The organism is Aequorivita sublithincola DSM 14238 (genome assembly GCF_000265385.1).
Taxonomy (GTDB): Bacteria; Bacteroidota; Bacteroidia; order Flavobacteriales; family Flavobacteriaceae; genus Aequorivita; species Aequorivita sublithincola.
On the sequence record NC_018013.1, the window covers coordinates 3082501 to 3102324 of the forward strand.

Here is a 19824-nt window from a genome sequence, read left to right on the forward strand (position 1 = left end):
AATCCGATTTCGCTCGCCGCTACTATCGGAATCACTATTGTTTTCTCTTCCTCCGGGTACTTAGATGTTTCAGTTCCCCGGGTTTGCCTCCTTGCGGATAATACATCTTCAATGTACTGGGTTGCCCCATTCGGATACCTGCGGATCAATTTGTATGTGCCAATCCCCGCAGCTTTTCGCAGCTTATCACGTCCTTCTTCGCCTCTGAGAGCCTAGGCATTCCCCATACGCCCTTATTTTGCTTATTGTACTTTTTGCTCTTTTAATGAGTTATTCAAATTTTCAGTATTCAGTATTCAGTGGTCAGTATTCAGTTTAAAAACTGCGTACTAATTACTTCGTACTGCGTACTTCTTTAATTATTACTTTTCTCGTATTCTTTGTTTCCAATATGTCAATGAACTGTCTGGACCTCCGCAATATTCACCGCAAGTATTATGAAATAACTCTTTGGTACTCGTATGTTGGATTCTGTCCGTGGTGGAGAATATCGGAGTCGAACCGATGACCTCCTGCGTGCAAGGCAGGCGCTCTAGCCAGCTGAGCTAATCCCCCATTTCTTTAGTTATGAGTTATTAGTTATGAGTTATGAGTATTTAAACTCGCAACAAACCCAACTTCTAAAATTTCCTTCAATATGTATTTAATGAACGTGTTTTGAATGTTTAAAGTGTAATGATTAATGTATAATACTGCTATTATTCATTCGACATTATTCCTTATTCATTCTTTTGTAGTCCCAGGCAGACTCGAACTGCCGACCTCTACATTATCAGTGTAGCGCTCTAACCAGCTGAGCTATGGGACTCTGTGAAAGTCTCCAATGTTCAGTGTTCAGTAATCAGTTTTGATATACCGAAGACTTAACCTGTTGACCATAATATTATAAAATTGACAGCTAAACCAAGCAAGACTCCTTTAATCCTTTATAAGAGTCTTCTCTTTGTTGAATATTCGGTCGTCTTTCTCTAGAAAGGAGGTGTTCCAGCCGCACCTTCCGGTACGGCTACCTTGTTACGACTTAGCCCTAGTTACCAGCTTCACCCTAGGCCGCTCCTTGCGGTGACGGACTTCAGGTGCTTCCAGCTTCCATGGCTTGACGGGCGGTGTGTACAAGGCCCGGGAACGTATTCACCGGATCATGGCTGATATCCGATTACTAGCGATTCCAGCTTCACGGAGTCGAGTTGCAGACTCCGATCCGAACTGAGACAGGTTTTGTGGATTCGCTCCTGCTCACGCAGTGGCTGCCCATTGTACCTGCCATTGTAGCACGTGTGTGGCCCAGGACGTAAGGGCCGTGATGATTTGACGTCATCCCCACCTTCCTCACAGTTTGCACTGGCAGTCTTGTTAGAGTTCCCGACATGACTCGCTGGCAACTAACAACAGGGGTTGCGCTCGTTATAGGACTTAACCTGACACCTCACGGCACGAGCTGACGACAACCATGCAGCACCTTGTAATCTGTCCGAAGAAAAGACTGTTTCCAATCCTGTCAGACTACATTTAAGCCCTGGTAAGGTTCCTCGCGTATCATCGAATTAAACCACATGCTCCACCGCTTGTGCGGGCCCCCGTCAATTCCTTTGAGTTTCATTCTTGCGAACGTACTCCCCAGGTGGGATACTTATCACTTTCGCTTGGCCACCCAGCACACCAATGTGTGCCGGACAGCTAGTATCCATCGTTTACGGCGTGGACTACCAGGGTATCTAATCCTGTTCGCTCCCCACGCTTTCGTCCATCAGCGTCAATACGTTGTTAGTGACCTGCCTTCGCAATCGGTATTCTATGTGATATCTAAGCATTTCACCGCTACACCACATATTCTAGCCACTTCACAACGATTCAAGACGACCAGTATCAATGGCAGTTCTACAGTTGAGCTGCAGAATTTCACCACTGACTTAGACGTCCGCCTACGGACCCTTTAAACCCAATGATTCCGGATAACGCTTGGATCCTCCGTATTACCGCGGCTGCTGGCACGGAGTTAGCCGATCCTTATTCGTACGGTACCGTCAAGCCGCTACACGTAGCGGTGTTTCTTCCCGTAAAAAAGCAGTTTACAACCCATAGGGCAGTCTTCCTGCACGCGGCATGGCTGGATCAGGCTCTCGCCCATTGTCCAATATTCCTCACTGCTGCCTCCCGTAGGAGTCTGGTCCGTGTCTCAGTACCAGTGTGGGGGATCCCCCTCTCAGGGCCCCTAACCATCGTTGCCTTGGTGTGCCGTTACCACACCAACTAGCTAATGGTACGCATGCTCATCTTATACCGATAAATCTTTACTATATATCAAATGCTCTCAATATAGACTATGGGGCATTAATCCAAGTTTCCCTGGGCTATTCCCCTGTATAAGGTAGATTGCATACGCGTTACTCACCCGTGCGCCGGTCTCAAAAGTGCAAGCACTTTCTACCCCTCGACTTGCATGTGTTAGGCCTGCCGCTAGCGTTCATCCTGAGCCAGGATCAAACTCTTCATCGTATAATCTTCAATAATATTGCGACCATACTTCAGTAAGAGCTCGACTCCCTCAAAAAAATCTCAGAAAATCTTACTTAGTTTAGTTTCTTTGTTGATCAACATTCTTTCGAATGTTAATCTACGCTGTCAATTTCAATATCTCAATGAACTTTTCCCTATACTAATACAGAGAGTCAATTTGTCGGTGCTACGGACTCGAACCGCTTCTATCACTACCATTTCACCATTTTTATGAACGCGCCTATCGCTAAGCGGGTGCAAATATAAAACTCTTTTTTAATCCCACAATACTTTTTGTGAAAATAATTGAAAATAATTTTAAAAGAACTTTTTCGCTTCCCTACAAACCATAGCTCGTATTCTAAGCGGGTGCAAATATAGAACCCTTTTCTATTCCAACAAACTTAATTTGAAGTTTTTTTCGTTGGATGTTATCAACACTAAAAAAATCAAAGTGAGTTGCTTTATTACCAGTAAAATAAGCTGAAAAAAATATTTAAAGCAGCTTTTACTTTTTGACTAAGCAATGAGTAAAGCTAAGCCTACAGTATATTAAGCATTTCAATAAATATTCTAGAAAATAAAAGAGCGAACTACAAACATACCATGTTTTGAACTACTCTGCAATAGAATTCGAACTTAGTTATTAACACGTTTCTTATTCCAACGGGCAACTAAGTCTAAATAATTAATTGGAGATGCAGGCGCTTGACGCTCAAGAATGTTGTCACGAAAGGATCTTTCAAGGATATCCTCTATTAAATAGTCTTCTATCACCTCAAAAGGTTTGTATTCTTCTTTCAATGAAATTTCAAAAAGACTGGCGGTAGTGTTGTACCAAAAGGCGCGCCAACCAGTACGTAGTTCCTTTACCAAGTCATAAGTTGTGCGACCAGTTTGCCTATCTATAAGTTTTACTAATATTTGACCTTCAGTATGGGTTAACTTTTTCAGCTTTTCAGAAAATTCTCCTTCAATATAGTTTTGTACTAATTTGGTATATCTTCTTTTATCACTATTCTTCTCTATGGTTTTCAATCTTTCGGTCATTGTCGTCAATCTTTCAGCAGCAAGTTTGGCGTATGGATAAACTTTACGGGTTTTTCGGCGAAGTATTAAATAACGGCGCTGATCCTCTTCCGTCATAAACTTTACTTTCTTCATCAAATAAACTTCGTCCAGATTTATCATTTCGCGCGCAATGGTATCGCCTTCAACAATATAATACATAATTTGGGTGGAGTCTTTTTGCTTTTCCAAAGATCCAGTTTCTACTTGACCATAAATTGCGGCGCTACTAAATAGTAAGACGCCTATATATATAGGTATGATAATTTTCATTAGGCTACTATTTGTTTTCTAAAGTTCAAACGGAACATCATAGTGATCTGGTTACTTTCTTAAAAAATAATTGTGGATGTTTCATTAAAATGATTTATTTAAAGAAAGTTATCCATTATCCAAAAAACGTTCCAAAAATAAGCAAATTGCCTTGTTAGGCTTAATAAGAAATTGCTAATTTTACCGAACATATATCTTTTCAAAATAAATAATTTATGACTACTTCAATTCTGACTGACAATTCCCTTAAATTTTTAGAAGAATACTTAAACAACGCCTCTCCTACTGGCTACGAATGGGACGGACAAAAATTGTGGATGAATTATCTGAAGCCTTACGTTGATGAGTTTTTCACAGATACCTACGGAACCGCAGTAGGTGTTATAAATCCCAAAGCCAAATTTAAGGTTGTAATTGAAGGTCACGCAGATGAAATTTCCTGGTACGTAAACTATATCTGCGACAGCGGACTGCTTTACGTTATTAGAAACGGAGGAAGCGATCACCAAATTGCTCCTTCAAAAATTGTGAATATTCATACCAAAAATGGTATTATAAAAGGTGTTTTTGGATGGCCGGCGATTCACACCCGTAATAAAGCAAAGGAAGAAGCTCCAAAACCCGATAACATTTTTATAGATGTGGGCGCGAAGGATAAAGAAGAAGTGGAAAAAATGGGCATACACGTGGGTTGTGTAATTACCTATCCAGATCAATTCCATATTTTGAACGGTGATAAATTTGTGTGCCGAGCATTAGACAACAGAATGGGTGGGTTTATGATTGCTGAAGTTGCACGATTGCTTCACGAAAACAAAACAAAACTTCCTTTTGGACTTTATATTACGAATTCGGTTCAAGAAGAAATCGGACTTCGTGGTGCCGAAATGATTGCCGAACGCATAAAGCCAAACGTTGCAATCGTTACGGACGTTACCCACGATACCACAACGCCAATGATTGATAAAAAGAAACAAGGACTGGCAGAAATTGGCTGTGGCCCTGTAATTGCCTACGCTCCAGCAGTACAACAAAAACTTCGCGATTTGATAGTTAATACTGCTGAAAAGAAACTGATTCCATTCCAAAGAGCGGCACTTTCTAGAGCTACTGGTACGGATACAGATGCTTTTGCTTATAGTAACGGTGGCGTAGCAAGCGCCTTAATTTCGCTACCATTAAGATATATGCACACTACTGTGGAAATGGTTCATCGTGATGATGTGGAAAATGTAATAAAACTTATTTATGAAACGCTTTTAAACATAAAAGACGGAGAAACTTTCAGTTATTTCGATTAATAAAAAATTCGTTTCTTTTTAATAACAAACCTTTACAATTCTTGAATTGTAAAGGTTTGTTTTTTGTTATGTTCGCCTAAAAATCTAGCATTCTCTGTTATTCAGCACCTTTTTCTTTGGATTGTTTCTTCTCATTAGCTTCCTAAAATATTGGGGTGTCAGGTTTGAAATTTATGACGACTTTTCGAGTTAATCAGACATTGCAATTGGTACCGCACAGCCTTTGGGTTTTAAGCTTAAGGAGAATTTCAACATACCTTATTTAGCTAAAATATTACAGATTTTTTGGCAACGCAGGTACATTAAACTCAACTCTAGTGAAGGTTTAATGAGAATTTTTATTTCCATCTATAATTTCTCTCTCTTCAACTTTTCAAAATAAATCTTCGCTTCCTTTATAACTTTTGGTGCTAAAAGAATGGTCGCTGTCATCGTAGGAATGGCCATTAGCGCAAAGAAAGTATCTATCAAATTAATCATCATACTAAGTGAAGTTGTTGCTCCAACAATAATACTGGCGATATAAAAATAATTATAGATTCCTTTGTTTTTTGCGCCAAATAGAAACGACATACACTTACTGCCGTAATACGAATAGGAAAACAACGAAGAAATACTGAAAACGGCGATACAAACCAATAAGCCATATTTTCCATACACTGGAATACTTTCCTCAAAAGCTGAAGCTGTCAAGCTCACACCATTTGCATCGCTACTTTGCCAAACGCCCGTAACCAAAATTGCCAAAGCCGTGAGCGTACAAATTATCAAAGTATCAATTGCTGGCCCCAACATTGCCACAAGCCCTTCACGAATAGGTTCGTTAGTTTTTGCTGCGCCGTGAGCCATAGGCGCCGTGCCTATCCCCGCTTCGTTGGAAAAAGCACCACGACGAATTCCCAAAAGAATTATTCCGCCAATTGCACCGCCTAAGAAAGCATCACCTTTATAAAAATTTGCGGAGAAAGCATCTGTAAAAATCATTCCCAGATATTTTGGAACTACATCAATATGAGTTCCTAATATAATCAAAACCAAAACGAAATAAAGCGCCACCATTCCAGGAACCATTTTGGAAGCCGTTTTACTAATGCGTCCCAAACCGCCCAAAATAACTATTGATGTGATTACAGCTAAAATCAAACCGATTACTAAATCTGTTTTAAAACCGTAGTACATTCCAGCCGGTTTTAGAAGTATATCGTTTATTGCCTGCGTAAGTTGGTTTACATTGAAAACTGGTAAAGCACCCACCAATCCAGCAACACTAAACATAATTGCCAAAGGCATCCATTTTTTGCCCAAGCCTTCGGTTATAAAATACATTGGTCCACCCTGAATTTTTCCTTCGGAATCTTTTCCTCTGTAAAGAATTGCTAAAGTTGCTGTGAAAAACTTGGTAGACATTCCAATAACGGCGCTCACCCACATCCAAAAAACGGCGCCTGGACCACCAATGGCTATGGCTACGGCTACTCCCGCAATATTCCCCATTCCAACTGTCGCTGAAAGCGCGGTGGTTAAAGCTTGAAAGTGTGTGATTTCGCCAGCATCGCTTTCGTTATCATATTTTCCGCGAAGTACTGCAAGGGCGTGACCTAAATAACGAAAAGGTAAAAATTTAATTCGGATTAAAAGATACAATCCACCGCCAATCAAAAGTATCAAAAGCGGTAAACCCCAAGCTACGGAGGCCATTGCTGCAATAAATTTATCTACTTTTTCCAAGTTTAGTTTTTAAAAGTTTATAATAAATGTAGACAAGTCAAAATCATATTTAGCTAAAAAGGGTGTTACGTTATTTTTCGCCACGAATTCACGAGTCCAGAAAAACCATTGGTTTTTCAATTAAAAAATTAAACATTCGTGAATTCGTGGCAACAATCATAAAAATAAATTTATGCGTTTGCCTTACGAATGTAGTGTTAAAATTTTTAAAATTAACAGGGAAATTGTTACTTGCAACACCAAATGAAAAAACAACTAACCATTTTCTTTCTTTTTGTGTCGTTTTTAAGTTTTGCCCAGTCAGAGCGAGAGTGGAAAAAAAGCGCGCTTACATTTACTCCTGAAATTCTTTTAGGTAAAACGATGGAGGCTAATGGAGGCTTTCCTGAAACGAAACTTCAAAAGCAACTTCTTTTTAATATTGGTCGTTATCACACCAACAATCCACAGGAATGGGCGCAGCGTTTGAAAGGACCAAAAACCGGACTTACCATTGGTGTCACCGATTTTGGAAGTTTGGACAGTTTGGGACTCGGTATTACCGCAATGCCTTTTATTGAATTTCAAGCTTTTGGAAGCCATCGTTGGAAAGTATTGTCGGGGTTGGGCGCTTCCTATTTTACCAAAAAATATGACGAAATATCGAATCCAAGAAACCAAGCGGTAACTACAGATGTAACTTGGGCCTTTAGAACCTATCTCTATTACCAATTTCTTTCAACAAAAAATATCGATTGGCGAGCTGGTTTGGGTTATTCGCACCATTCTAATGGTCATACGCATTTGCTGAACCAGGGTTATAATTCATTTTTGGTAAGTGTTTCCGCAGATATAAAAAATCCTTTAAAACGTGCCGAAATTGTTTCAGATGGAACGATTCCGCAGTATAAAAGAACAGTTTACGATTATTATGCAATTCGCGGCGGACTTGGGCAAAATGTATTTGCCCTGGCATTCAACGATCGAAAAAATGTTTACACCATTGCCGGGGAATACGGACGGGTTTACAACAATACTTTTAAAGTTGGACTTGGGTTTTATTACCGATTTTACCAGCATTACTACGATTATATTAAAAGAAATGAATCCTTAGTTCAGGACGAAAGAGAGTTTGATTATTTTAAGGAGAATCCGTGGTCCAACGCTACCAATTTTGGAGTTAGTCTTCACGGCGAAGTGTTTTTGAACCACGTTGGTATTGATTTGCAAGTGGGCTATAACTTTCACAAACCTGCTTACAAAATGGAGTGGCGCATAAATGAAGGCTGGGACAATACTCCAAAAGATATTCCAGATTATTGGATGCTTGGCGAACTAGATTCAAGTTATAAAAAGAAGAACCGCATTTCTACACGATTGGGTATAAAATATTATTTAATTGGAATGGAAAACGCGCCCAAAAATAATATTTACTTGGGTGCTAACCTCAACTCTAACTTGGGTCAAGCAGATTTTACAGAGCTTAGTATTGGTTATGTTCACAGATTTAAAAAACGTGATAGATAGTGAAAAGAATGAATTTAAACTTTTATAAATAGTATGCATATTGACAATTACTGAACCAAATGAAATTACTTTTTGGTTCTTTATTTATGCTGTGTACGTTACTTTCACAAGGTCAAACTATAAATTGGGTGGAAGATGCGCTTCTCTTCAATCCTGAAATTCTGATTGGAAAAACACTAGAAGCCAACGTTAATTTTCCACAGACAAAACCTCAAAAGCAGCTTATTTTTAATATTGGAAGGTATCAATCCTCAAACAAACAGGAATGGGCGATGCGATTAAAAAGCCCAAAAACAGGGTATTCTTTTGGGATTACAGATTTTGGAAATATAGATAGCTTGGGGCTGGCTTTTTCGCTTATGCCTTTTATAGAATTTAAAGCGTTTAGAAGTAACAGATTCAGTATACTCGCTGGAATGGGGGCTTCATTCGTTACCAAAACATATAATGCTAAAACAAACCCAAGAAATCAAGCTGTAACTACGCACATTACTTGGGCGACTAGAACTTACTTATATTACCAATTTCTTTCCACGAAAAATATAGATTTGCGTTTGGGAGTTGGTTATTCTCATCATTCCAATGGGCACACTCGTTTGCATAACAAGGGCTATAATTCATATTTGTTAAGTTTATCGACAGCTATTAAAAATCCTCAAAATAATCGAGAAATAAAAGATAGCGTAGCTCTTACTGAACCACCAAAAAGTGTTTTTACATACTTTTCAGCACGCGCGGGATTAGGGCAAAATTCGTTTTCCACAGCATTTAACAAAACCAAAGGAGTTTACAGTATTTCAGGGGAATATGGCAAGGTTTATAACAATACCTTAAAAATTGGCTTTGGATTTTACTTTCGATATTACGATCATTATTACGATTATATAAAAGGAAAGGAATGGATGGTGCGAAATGGAAAGGAGTTTGATTATTTCAAAAGTGCGCCAGTTTATTATTCCACAAATCTTGGCGTTAATTTTAATGCTGAAGTGCTAATGAACCACGTTAGCATTGATTTACAAATCGGTTTAAATCTTCACAAACCAGCGTATAAACTTGATTGGCGTATAAATACTGGCTGGGAAAACACTCCAAAAGAAATTCCAGCTGATTGGGTAATGGGGGAATATAATAGACCCTATAAAATAAAACAACTCATTTCAGGACGGTTGGGATTAAAATATTATCTGTTAGGTTTAGAGAAAAAACCTAAAAACAATTTTTACGTCGGTGCTCACATAAATTCAAATGCCGGGCAAGCTGATTTCTCTGAGATTAGTTTGGGATATGTTCACAGCTTTAATTTTCGGGAACGGATATAAAAAAACCCCTTCCGAAGAAGAGGTTTTAGCATTTAGAATTATTTCCGGAGAATTATTTCGCCAAAATCAACCTATGAGTTGAACTTGAAATTTCAGAAACTATTTTGATAACATAAACTCCGTTAGAATAACTGCTGAAGTCCATATCGTTTTCGCCATTTGTGGCTCTGTAATTACGAACTATTTTCCCTGAACCTAATTCAATAATCGTTATTTGCAGATCGTTTCCAAAAGTTTCAGGAATCTTTGCTGTTGCAAAACCTCTTGATGGGTTTGGATAGATTACAATTCCGCTTCCACCTTCCGTAATATCATCAATTGATAATAAAATGGTTTGTGCTTCATAAGCTCCAATGTCGCGAATTCCTTCAAAAACAGCTTGTTCAATTTGATCGTTAAACAAATCTGTAGGATCTCCAGCATTGTATGCTAATGAGCCAAATAAAAGTTCGTGAGTTTCAGTTACACCTCCGTTATTTTGAAGTGGCCCAACTATTGGATCTACTCCTTCAATATCATTAGCTTGCACTGGGAAAGCGTTTGCATCATCATTACCTATTAAATTATAATTGTTTGACGCAAAATTTCCGTTTACATCTGTACCAATACTTCCTGAGTTTACGGCAACTAGCGTGTTTTTCAGTGAAGTACTTGTCATACTTTCAATACCGCCACCTGTAGCTAAAGCATCGTTCATTACAACTGTAACAGCGTTTAAATCAAAACTTGCTCCGTTGTTGTAAATTCCTCCACCAGCACCGTTGGCTGTATTTGTGGAAATAGTACTTCTCAGAACAGTTACATCACCGCCTGCAGCATTGTGGATTCCTCCTCCTGAACTAGTTGCACCACTAGATGTATTGTTTGAAATAGTTGAAGTAAGAACTTCTAACATTCCACCATTGTTGAAAATACCAGCACCACCATCGTCGGCTGCACTTCCAAAAGAACTATTACCATCAATGGTCGAAGAGTCAATACTCATAACCGTTCCGCTTTGGTTCCATAGTCCACCACCTTCTCGGGCAGCTTCATTTCCTGAAACTATACTTCCTGAAATAGTAATCAAACCACTGTTTCCAGTTACGTGAAGACCACCACCGTTTCCTGGAGCAGCTGTTCCAGCTGTTCCATTTACATCGTTATTAGTCATATCAGAATTTGTAAAAGTAAACGTACCATCAATCAATTCAATAGCTCCACCTGCTCTGTTTGCAGAATTTCCATTCAATGAAGAATCTGTAATTGTAACATCACCCGCAGTACTCAACAAACCACCACCAGAACCTGAAGCTCCAGTTGAAAGATTGTTTGTGATTGAAGTTCCGTTTACAACATTTAATGTTCCGCCATTATTGAAAACTCCACCTCCACCGTTATCGGCAGCGGCTCCTTGTGCTGTGTTTCCATCTATCGTCATTCCATCTAATGTCATGATTCCAGCACCATTCCAAAGCGCACCACCTTCAGCAGCAGCAATGTTTCCTGTTGCAGAACCACCTGTGATGTTTGAATCACCAGCGCCAGTAATGTGAAGTCCTCCTCCGTTTCCTGGAGCTGCGGAAGTTGTATTTGAAGTGAAAATTACATTAGTAAGATTCAACTCACTTCCTGCAATTGAATTTTCTTCAATCGCACCACCAGCTCTCATTGACGTGTTTCCAGTTAAATCAGAATCTGAAACAGTTAATGAACCAAGATTATTCAAAATACCTCCACCAGAACCAGAAGCTCCATCAGCCGTGTTATTCAAAATGGTAGCATTCATAACAACTAATGTTCCCATTTCGTTAAAAATACCTCCACCACCTTGATCAGCATCAACGCCACTTGCATTGTTCCCATCAACGGTTGTTCCGTCAATAGTCATCGTTCCTGCGCCATTCCAATATGCACCACCTTCAGCTGAAGCAGTATTTCCACTTGCAGTTCCACCAGTTATATTCGAATCTCCAGCACCTGAAATGTGAAGTCCACCTCCGTTTCCAGGAGCAGAAGCTGTGCTGTTGTTCATCAGATTAACATTTGTCAAAGTCAAAAGACTTCCTGCAACTGATTTTTCTTCAATAGCACCACCGGCACGCATTGAAGTGTTTCCAGTTAAATCTGAATCTGTAACGGTAAGAGTTCCTTCATTGTTAAAAATTCCACCACCAGAACCAGCGGCTCCGTCAGCGATGTTATTCGAAATTATAGCATTTAATACATTTAAAGTACCACCATTGTTGAAAACTCCTGCACCACCATCATCGGCCAAAGGTCCACTAGCAATGTTAGCATCTATTGTAGTTCCATCAACTGTCATAACTCCGGCACCGTTCCAAAGTCCACCACCTTCTCTGGATGCAGTGTTTCCACTTACGTTTCCACCAGTAATGTTTGAATCACCAGCACCAGATATGTGAAGTCCACCACCGTTTCCTGGAGCGGAAGCTGTGCTGTTATTCATTAAATCAGTATTGATTAAAGAAAGAAGGCTTCCTGCAATTGAATTTTCTTCAATAGCACCACCTGCTCTCATTGACGTATTTCCTGATAATTCAGAATCGGTAACCGTCAAAGTTCCGAGGTTATTCAAAATAGCGCCTCCAGAACCCGAAGTTCCGTTTGCAATGTTATTGCTTATTGTGGTTCCGTTTTGAACTATTAAAGTTCCGCCTTCATTAAAAATACCACCACCACCTTGGTCTGCATCATTTCCGCTTGCGGTGTTTCCATCTATTGTAACATTATCAACGGTCATTGTTCCGCCGCCGTTCCACAAACCTCCACCTTCTGCTATGGCTGTATTTCCGTTTACGGTACCATTTGTTAATGTGGCAATTCCAGGACCTGTTATATGAAATCCACCACCGTTTCCAGGGGCATTTCCAACAGTATTGTTATCTAAGTTTGTATTCAAAAGTGTAACAGTTCCAGGAGTTACTGAAGAATTGTCTTCAATACCACCACCTGCTCTTTTAGCTGAATTATTCGAAATATTAGAATCGTTCACAGTTAAAGAACCTCCATCTACATTTTGAATTCCACCACCAGAACCAGCAGTTCCAGTTGCAACATTGTTAGATATAGTTGAAGTATTCTGAACTATTAATGTACCTCCATTATTAAAGATACCTCCACCACCATTTGTGGCGTCATTACCTCTAGCGTTATTACTATCTAATAAAGTACCATCAACAGTCATTGTACTTCCTACTTGGTTCCAAAGACCTCCACCTTCGCTTGCTGCGTCGTTATTAGTTATGGTGCTTCCAGAGATATTTACTGTTGCAACAGCCGTAACGTGTACTCCACCACCGTTTCCAGGGTTTGGTGTACCAGCGGCAATATCTGCTTTGTTTCCAATTAAGGAAGCATTTGTCATATTTAGCGTTCCAGCAACTATTTCAAAACCTCCACCAGCGCGGTTTGCTGCATTGGCATTGATCATTGTACCTGAAACAGTAACAGTACCATCGGTAGTTAAAATTCCACCCCCAGATCCTGATACTCCATTTGCAAGGTTGCTTTGAATGGTTCCATCAGTAACATTTAGATCGCCACCATTGTTGTAAATTCCTCCACCACCTGTTCCGTTGATTGCTTTGTTCAAATCAACCATAGAATTTGTAACATTCATCGTACTTCCGGCTTGATTCCAAAGACCTCCACCTTGATTGAATGCTGTATTTGCAGAAACCGTCGCATTAATAATAGTTGTATTTGTTACTCCTGAAATGTGAATTCCACCACCACTTCCTGGATTGGGAGTTCCTGCAGTTCCATTTACATCATTGAAAGCTAAAATAGATCCGTTTAAATTTAAGGCGCCATCAATTACTTCAATTGCACCTCCTGCGCGATTTGCGTAGTTTTGGGTTATAGAAATTGCAGCGATAGTTACAGTTCCTGCAGTAGATAATATTCCACCACCAGAACCTGAAGTTCCGTTGGCCATATTATTCTTAATAGAAGTTCCTGCTAAAATATCCAAAGTTCCACCGTCATTATAAATTCCACCACCACCATTGTCGGCATTTGCGCCGCTAGCGATGTTATTGGTAACTGGCACTCCATCGACAGTCATAATTCCACCGCCATTCCAAAGACCACCACCTTCGGCAGCTGCAATGTTTGAGTCAACAGTTCCACCAGTAATAGTTGCATTTCCGGTTCCACCAACGTGAAGTCCACCACCGTTTCCGGGGGCAGCAACTGCTGGGGCAACACCTGCATTGTTAGTATCTAAAGTCGTTCCTGACATTGTTAGTGTTCCAGCAGCAATTTCAATTCCACCACCAGCACGGTTTGCTATATTGGTTGTGATAATTGCATCGGTTACGGTTACGTCACCTCCAGTGCTGTGAATTCCACCACCAGAACCAACGGCTCCGTCGGCTTTGTTGTTTGTTATTTCTGTTCCAGCAAGAACATTCATAGTTCCTCCGTTGTTGAACAATGCGCCTCCACCATCATCGGCTAGAGCTCCGCTTGCTGAATTTCCAGACAAAACGGTTGCTTCAACTGTCATAATTCCAGCACTGTTCCAAAGTCCACCACCTTCTTCGGCAGCTTTGTTATTTTGAATTGTAGAGTTTGAAATAACAGCATTTGTAGTTCCTGAAAGGTGAATAGCTCCCCCATTTCCTGGATTTGCCATAGTTCCCAATCCAATATTTACACCTGCTGAATTTCCGCTTAAAGTAACACCATCTAATGTTAAGGTATTTCCTGAAGCGTCTTCAATAGCACCACCAGCGCGACTTGCATAGTTTCCAGAAATAGTACTTCCTGTTGCAACATTCAATGTTCCTCCTGTATTATTGAACAAAGCACCACCACGGCCTCCGGGAGTAGCTCCCATTGCAACGTTAGATGTAAGATTCGTAGCAGCATCAACATTTAGAGTTCCTCCATTATTGAAAATTCCACCACCACCAGTTGCATCACCAGTTGCTTTGTTTCCTGTGATTGTAGTTCCAGAAACGTTCATTATTCCTGAGCCATTCCAAAGTCCGCCACCTTCAAAGGCGATGTTATTGGTAACACTACCACCGTTATAATTTACATTTCCTGGACCGCTAATGTGAAGTCCTCCTCCATTACCTGGAGCTGGTGCATTAGCTACGTTTAGATTCATTATTACATCATTGAATGCATAAGTTTCACCCATAGCAGAATTCAATTCAATTGCACCACCTGCTCTATTCGCTGTGTTTTCTTCAAAATTAACACCATCAACAACTAATGTTCCTGGAGTAAGATTAAAAATTCCACCACCAGAACCAGCAGTTCCACTTGCTACATTTCGCAATACTTGAGTTCCTGGAGCAAGAATAAGTGTTCCTCCGTTATTGAAAACTCCACCACCACCGTTGTCAGAAGCATCTCCTGCGGCAGTATTAAAATCTATAAAAGTATCTGCAAAAATTACATCTCCAGCTTGAACTGTCATTGTTCCACCGTTATTCCACAATCCACCACCTTCAGAAGCGGCTGCATTCAAAAATACAATTCCACTTAAAGTTACGTTTGCGGCATTACCAGTTACGTGAAGGCCACCCCCATTTCCTGGGTTTGGAGTTCCACCTGTAGCAGTTCCGTTTACATCGTTAAAAATTAATTGTAGATCAACAAGGTTTGCTGTTCCATCAATAATTTCAATTCCTCCACCAGCGCGGTTTGCACCGTTTGAAGTAAGTGCTGCTGAATTGATATTCAATGTTCCCGAAGTACTCAAAATAGCACCACCAGAACCGGAAGTTCCCGTTGCTATATTGCTGAAAATATCAGCAAACGAGTCAATATTCATCGTTCCACCATCATTGTAAAGAGCTCCACCACCTTGATTTGCATCATTTCCTGTAGCTTCGTTTTCGCTTAATTCTGTATTACTTCCTGTAACTGTCATAATTCCAGTGCCATTCCAAAGTCCACCGCCTTCAACGGCTGTGTTATTTTGTACAATACAGTTTGTAAACGCAGAATTTCCACCGCCACTTATATGGTAAGCTCCACCATTTCCTGGCGCAGTTGCTCCCGTTGAAGTATTATTTCGAAAAGTTACATTTGAAAAGCTGTATAATTCACCCGGTGCTGAAAGTACTTCAATACCTCCACCAGCTCTGTTGGCTGTGTTTCCTGTAATATTAATTCCATTTATATTTAAAGTTCCAGGAGTAAGGCTAAAAATACCACCTCCAGAACCAGCCATTCCATCTGCTGTATTGTTTGATATTGTAGTTGAAGAAACCATTAATGATCCTCCATTATTGAAAATACCTCCACCACCGTCATCAGCCATATTTCCTGAAGCCATATTTCCTGAAATGGTTGATCCTGTTATAGTCATCATTCCTGCGCTATTCCAAAGACCTCCACCTTCTTGTGCGGCTTGGTTATTTCTTATTGTACTGTTCACAATGGTAACCGAAGTAGTTCCAGATAAATGCAAAGCACCTCCGTTTCCAGGATTTGCCATAGAACCTAAACCGATATCAGAACCTGCGGAATTACCTTCTAAAGTGATTCCTGTTAGTGATAAAGATCCGCCTGAAGCATCTTCAATAGCACCGCCAGCTCTACTTGCATAGTTTCCATTTATAGTAAGACCGGAAGCCAAAGTAAGCGTTCCGCCAGTATTGTTGAAGATTGCACCACCACGACCACCAGGAGTTGTTCCCTTTGCTATGTTTTGTGAAAGTGTTGTTGCTGAATTTACAGAAAGAGTTCCTCCATTATTAAAAAGTGCGCCACCGCCTGTATTCGATCCAAGTGCCGAATTATTCATAAAAGTAACTCCATTAACAGTCATCGTTCCAGTACCATTCCAAAATGCTCCACCTTCATTAGCGGCGGAATTATTAGTAACCATACCGTTAGAAATAGTAGCATTTGCATTTCCAGTAATGTGAAAAGCACCACCATTACCCGGAGGTCCTGTCACAGAATTATCTGTAAAATTGGTATCGTTAAATGTTACTTGACCTGACGATTGCGTTTCTATAGCGCCACCTGCACGAGTTGCAGTATTGTTGTTAAAAATACAAGATTCAATATCCAAAGGATCAATTCCTTCTATATAAATAGCTCCACCACTTCCGGGAGCACCCATTGCTGTATTATTAGAATAGGTACTATTAAGTAAAAACAATGCCATTGAAGAAGCTCTTATAGCTCCTCCGTCTGTGGCTGATGTATTATTAATAAAATTGAGATTGTCAATACTTAAGGTTTGTGGTAATGAAGTACCAACTGCAGTAATTGCTCTTTCAGAGTTTAATGCTCCATCTACAGTACTTCCGTTACCAAAAATAAAAATTGTACTAGTTACATCTAAAGTTCCATCAGTTAAGGTTATCGTTAAACCAGGATCTACCGTGATAAATGAGAGTCCTATAAAATTTGCATTTGCATCTTCAATAGCTGCTCTTAAACTACCAGACGGAGCTGGTGTGCCGTCTGTACCGTTGGTAACGGTAAATTGGCCGTAAGAAATAATACTCACCAGAACAAAGGAAAGGGTAAGTATGAGTTTTCGCGTAAATGTGTTTCTCATAATTTTGAATTTTGGGTTAGTAATGATTTTTGAATTTTATGAAAACTACTTTACGTCAAAAAATAAAACGTGCAACAGGCCGAAGCTTTGTGCACGTTTATATGATTGCTATGAAATTTCTACGTAAAGTTGTCTCCATCTAATTCTGATTAATTAAAAGAATCCCATCGATTATTCTTTGGGACTTACATTACATACGAGGGAAAAGATGGTCTGGTTTTATTTATGTATCAATTAAGCAGTTAAAGCAATTAATCTAAATCATATGTCTATTAGATTCAAGGGGTGAGATTGAAAAATGAATTTAGAAAATAATAAATATTCCTCCTGTTGAATTGACTTTGATCCAAAAAAAAAAGTCTCTGAGAAGAGACTTTTTTAGATCGTGAAACAATAATTTCAGTTTACTTAAAATATTTCAATACATTTTTTTCAATACGTTCGTGAATGTTTGAAACATCTGCTTTTACAAATTTTTCACCCGTAATGTTTTCGTAAAGCTCAATATATCTTTCTGAAACGGTTTCAATATATTCATCGCTCATAAAAGGAACTTTCTGGCCTTCCAAACCTTGAAAATCATTCTGAATTAACCATTGGCGTACAAATTCTTTTGAAAGTTGTTTTTGTGGCTCGTTGTTGTTTTGGCGTGTTTCATAACCTTCAGCATAAAAATAACGTGAGGAATCTGGCGTATGGATTTCGTCTATAAGCACTATTTTACCTCCCGAAGTTTCGGGATTCGTTTTTCCGAATTCATATTTAGTATCAACTAATATAAGTCCTCTTTCCGATGCTATCTCGCTTCCACGCTGAAAAAGCTTTCTAGTGTAATCTTCTAATTGAAGATAATCTTCTTCAGAAACGATTCCTCTTTTCAGAATATCTTCACGCGAAATATCTTCATCGTGATCTCCCATTTCTGCTTTTGTAGCTGGTGTAATTATCGGTTTTGGGAATTTATCGTTTTCCTTCATTCCGTCTGGCATCGCAACACCGCAGAGCATTCGTTTTCCAGCTTTATATTCGCGGGCAGCGTGACCACTCATATAACCGCGGATTACCATTTCAACTTTAAAAGGTTCGCAGGCCTCGCCTATGGCAACGTTTGGATCTGGAGTGGCTATTAACCAATTTGGCACCAAATCCTCAGTGTCAAGCATCATTTTAGTTGCAATCTGGTTTAAGATTTGACCTTTATATGGAATTCCTTTCGGCATCACGACATCAAAAGCGCTTAGCCTGTCAGTGGCTACCATTAAAAGCAAGTTGTTTTCTAAAGTATAAACTTCGCGGACTTTTCCGTGGTAAACATTTTTTTGTCCAGGGAATTTGAAATCTGTTGAAATTATTGTGTTTGGCATTTGGATTCGTTAATTCGGGATTGGTTAATTTGTTAATTCGGGTCCCGATAGCTATTGGGACGGGATTTGTTAATTTGAAAAATGTGCCGTATTTACTGCATACTGCTATTGAACACTGAATACTCTTTTCTTAATCTACGTTTTCAATATTCTTATAAGCCGCTATAACTTCTTTCACCAAACGGTGACGGATTACGTCTTTGTCGTCAAGATAGATCATTCCAACACCTTTTACGTCTTTTAAAACGAGTAAAGCTTCCTTCAAACCAGAAGTTACACGGCGTGGAAGGTCAATTTGTCCAGGATCTCCAGTAATCATAAACTTGGCGTTTTTTCCCATACGGGTTAAAAACATTTTCATTTGGGCGTGGGTTGTGTTTTGGGCTTCATCAAGAATTACGAAAGCGTTGTCCAAAGTTCGGCCACGCATAAATGCCAAAGGTGCAATTTGAATCACACCAGTTTCAATATGTGAAGCAAGCTTTTCCGCAGGAATCATATCGCGTAGAGCATCGTATAAAGGTTGCATATATGGGTCGAGCTTTTCTTTTAAATCGCCTGGAAGAAATCCTAAATTTTCGCCAGCTTCTACCGCAGGTCTTGTTAAGATGATCTTCTTTACTTCTTTTTCTTTCAGCGCTTTAACTGCAAGCGCAACACCAGTATATGTTTTTCCAGTTCCAGCTGGACCAACGGCAAAAACCATATCGTTTTTAGCCATTAATGAAACCAATTTTCTTTGGTTAGCTGTCTGTGCTTTTATGGGTTTTCCGCTAACGCCGTGAACTATTGTTTCGCCACTTCCGTGAGGAGTTTCGTATTCTTCTTTGTTTCGGCTTGTGAGAACGCGCTCAATTACGTTTTCGTCAATTTTGTTATATTTTATGTATTGATCCAACAACATAGTAAGTCGTCTATCAAATTCCTCCAACACATCTTCATCGCCATAAGCCTTGATTTTATTGCCCCGAGCAACGATTTTTAGTTTGGGAAAATATTTTTTAAGAAGATCAATATTAGCATTTTCAAGTCCGAAAAAATCTCTAGGACTAATATCTGTAAGTTCGATTATAAGTTCGTTCAAAAGGCGTTGTTTTAGACGTTAGGTTTTAGACGTGAGACGTTAGATTTCAAAAGTGAAAATTATCACTTTATTGGTAATTTTTATTGGAAATACAATTCCAAATCTTTTCTAAATAGTTTCAAAAAATGTCTAATTAAATACT

General features: G+C 39.5%; 8 protein-coding genes, 2 tRNA genes and 2 rRNA genes (1 of these 12 only partly in view). 3 read left to right on the plus strand and 9 right to left on the minus strand.

Features of this window, described 5'->3' with window-relative positions; genetic code table 11:
• From AEQSU_RS14120 to AEQSU_RS14140, 5 genes are all read right to left on the minus strand, one after another.
• Nucleotides 1–248: ribosomal RNA gene (locus AEQSU_RS14120) — 23S ribosomal RNA — on the minus strand (it extends 2587 nt beyond the left edge of the window).
• A 230-nt stretch (nucleotides 249–478) separates the two neighbouring features.
• Nucleotides 479–555: transfer RNA gene (locus AEQSU_RS14125), tRNA-Ala, on the minus strand.
• 179 nt (nucleotides 556–734) lie between these two features.
• A tRNA-Ile gene (locus AEQSU_RS14130) sits at nucleotides 735–808 on the minus strand.
• 164 nt (nucleotides 809–972) lie between these two features.
• A 16S ribosomal RNA gene (locus tag AEQSU_RS14135) occupies nucleotides 973–2496 on the minus strand.
• Together the 16S and 23S rRNA genes with 2 tRNA genes alongside form the textbook arrangement of a ribosomal RNA operon.
• 639 nt (nucleotides 2497–3135) lie before the next feature.
• Nucleotides 3136–3837: a DUF4294 domain-containing protein gene (locus AEQSU_RS14140; protein ID WP_014783553.1), complete on the minus strand. Its 702-nt coding sequence runs from the start codon at nucleotides 3835–3837 to the stop codon at nucleotides 3136–3138.
• Between the two features lie 215 nt (nucleotides 3838–4052).
• Here AEQSU_RS14140 and AEQSU_RS14145 point away from each other — a divergent pair, with 215 nt between their 5' ends.
• Nucleotides 4053–5138 carry a M42 family metallopeptidase gene (locus tag AEQSU_RS14145; protein ID WP_014783554.1) on the plus strand — a complete coding sequence of 362 codons (1086 nt, stop codon included), beginning with the start codon at nucleotides 4053–4055 and terminating at the stop codon, nucleotides 5136–5138.
• 348 nt (nucleotides 5139–5486) lie between these two features.
• Here AEQSU_RS14145 and AEQSU_RS14150 read toward each other — a convergent pair whose 3' ends face one another.
• Nucleotides 5487–6866: an alanine/glycine:cation symporter family protein gene (locus AEQSU_RS14150; RefSeq protein ID WP_014783555.1), complete on the minus strand. Its 1380-nt coding sequence runs from the start codon at nucleotides 6864–6866 to the stop codon at nucleotides 5487–5489.
• A gap of 243 nt (nucleotides 6867–7109) precedes the next feature.
• On the opposite strand from AEQSU_RS14150, the gene AEQSU_RS14155 reads away from it, so the two are divergent.
• Together AEQSU_RS14155 and AEQSU_RS14160 are read left to right on the plus strand one after the other, a co-directional pair.
• On the plus strand, nucleotides 7110–8372 hold the full coding sequence (locus AEQSU_RS14155) for an acyloxyacyl hydrolase (RefSeq protein WP_014783556.1): 1263 nt from the start codon (nucleotides 7110–7112) through the stop codon (nucleotides 8370–8372).
• Between the two features lie 59 nt (nucleotides 8373–8431).
• The gene (locus tag AEQSU_RS14160) at nucleotides 8432–9694 is read left to right on the plus strand and encodes an acyloxyacyl hydrolase (protein WP_014783557.1); all 1263 of its coding nucleotides are present in this window, start codon (nucleotides 8432–8434) and stop codon (nucleotides 9692–9694) included.
• A gap of 52 nt (nucleotides 9695–9746) precedes the next feature.
• Here the strand turns inward: AEQSU_RS14160 and AEQSU_RS16695 are convergent, their stop codons facing one another.
• From AEQSU_RS16695 to AEQSU_RS14180, 3 genes are all read right to left on the minus strand, one after another.
• Nucleotides 9747–17234: a choice-of-anchor Q domain-containing protein gene (locus AEQSU_RS16695; protein ID WP_014783558.1), complete on the minus strand. Its 7488-nt coding sequence runs from the start codon at nucleotides 17232–17234 to the stop codon at nucleotides 9747–9749.
• Between the two features lie 404 nt (nucleotides 17235–17638).
• Entirely contained in the window at nucleotides 17639–18598 is a 960-nt protein-coding gene (locus tag AEQSU_RS14175; protein WP_014783559.1) for a phosphoribosylaminoimidazolesuccinocarboxamide synthase, read from the minus strand.
• Nucleotides 18599–18728: 130 nt separating this feature from the next.
• Entirely contained in the window at nucleotides 18729–19682 is a 954-nt protein-coding gene (locus AEQSU_RS14180; protein WP_014783560.1) for a PhoH family protein, read from the minus strand.
• Nucleotides 19683–19824: the final 142 nt, after the last annotated feature.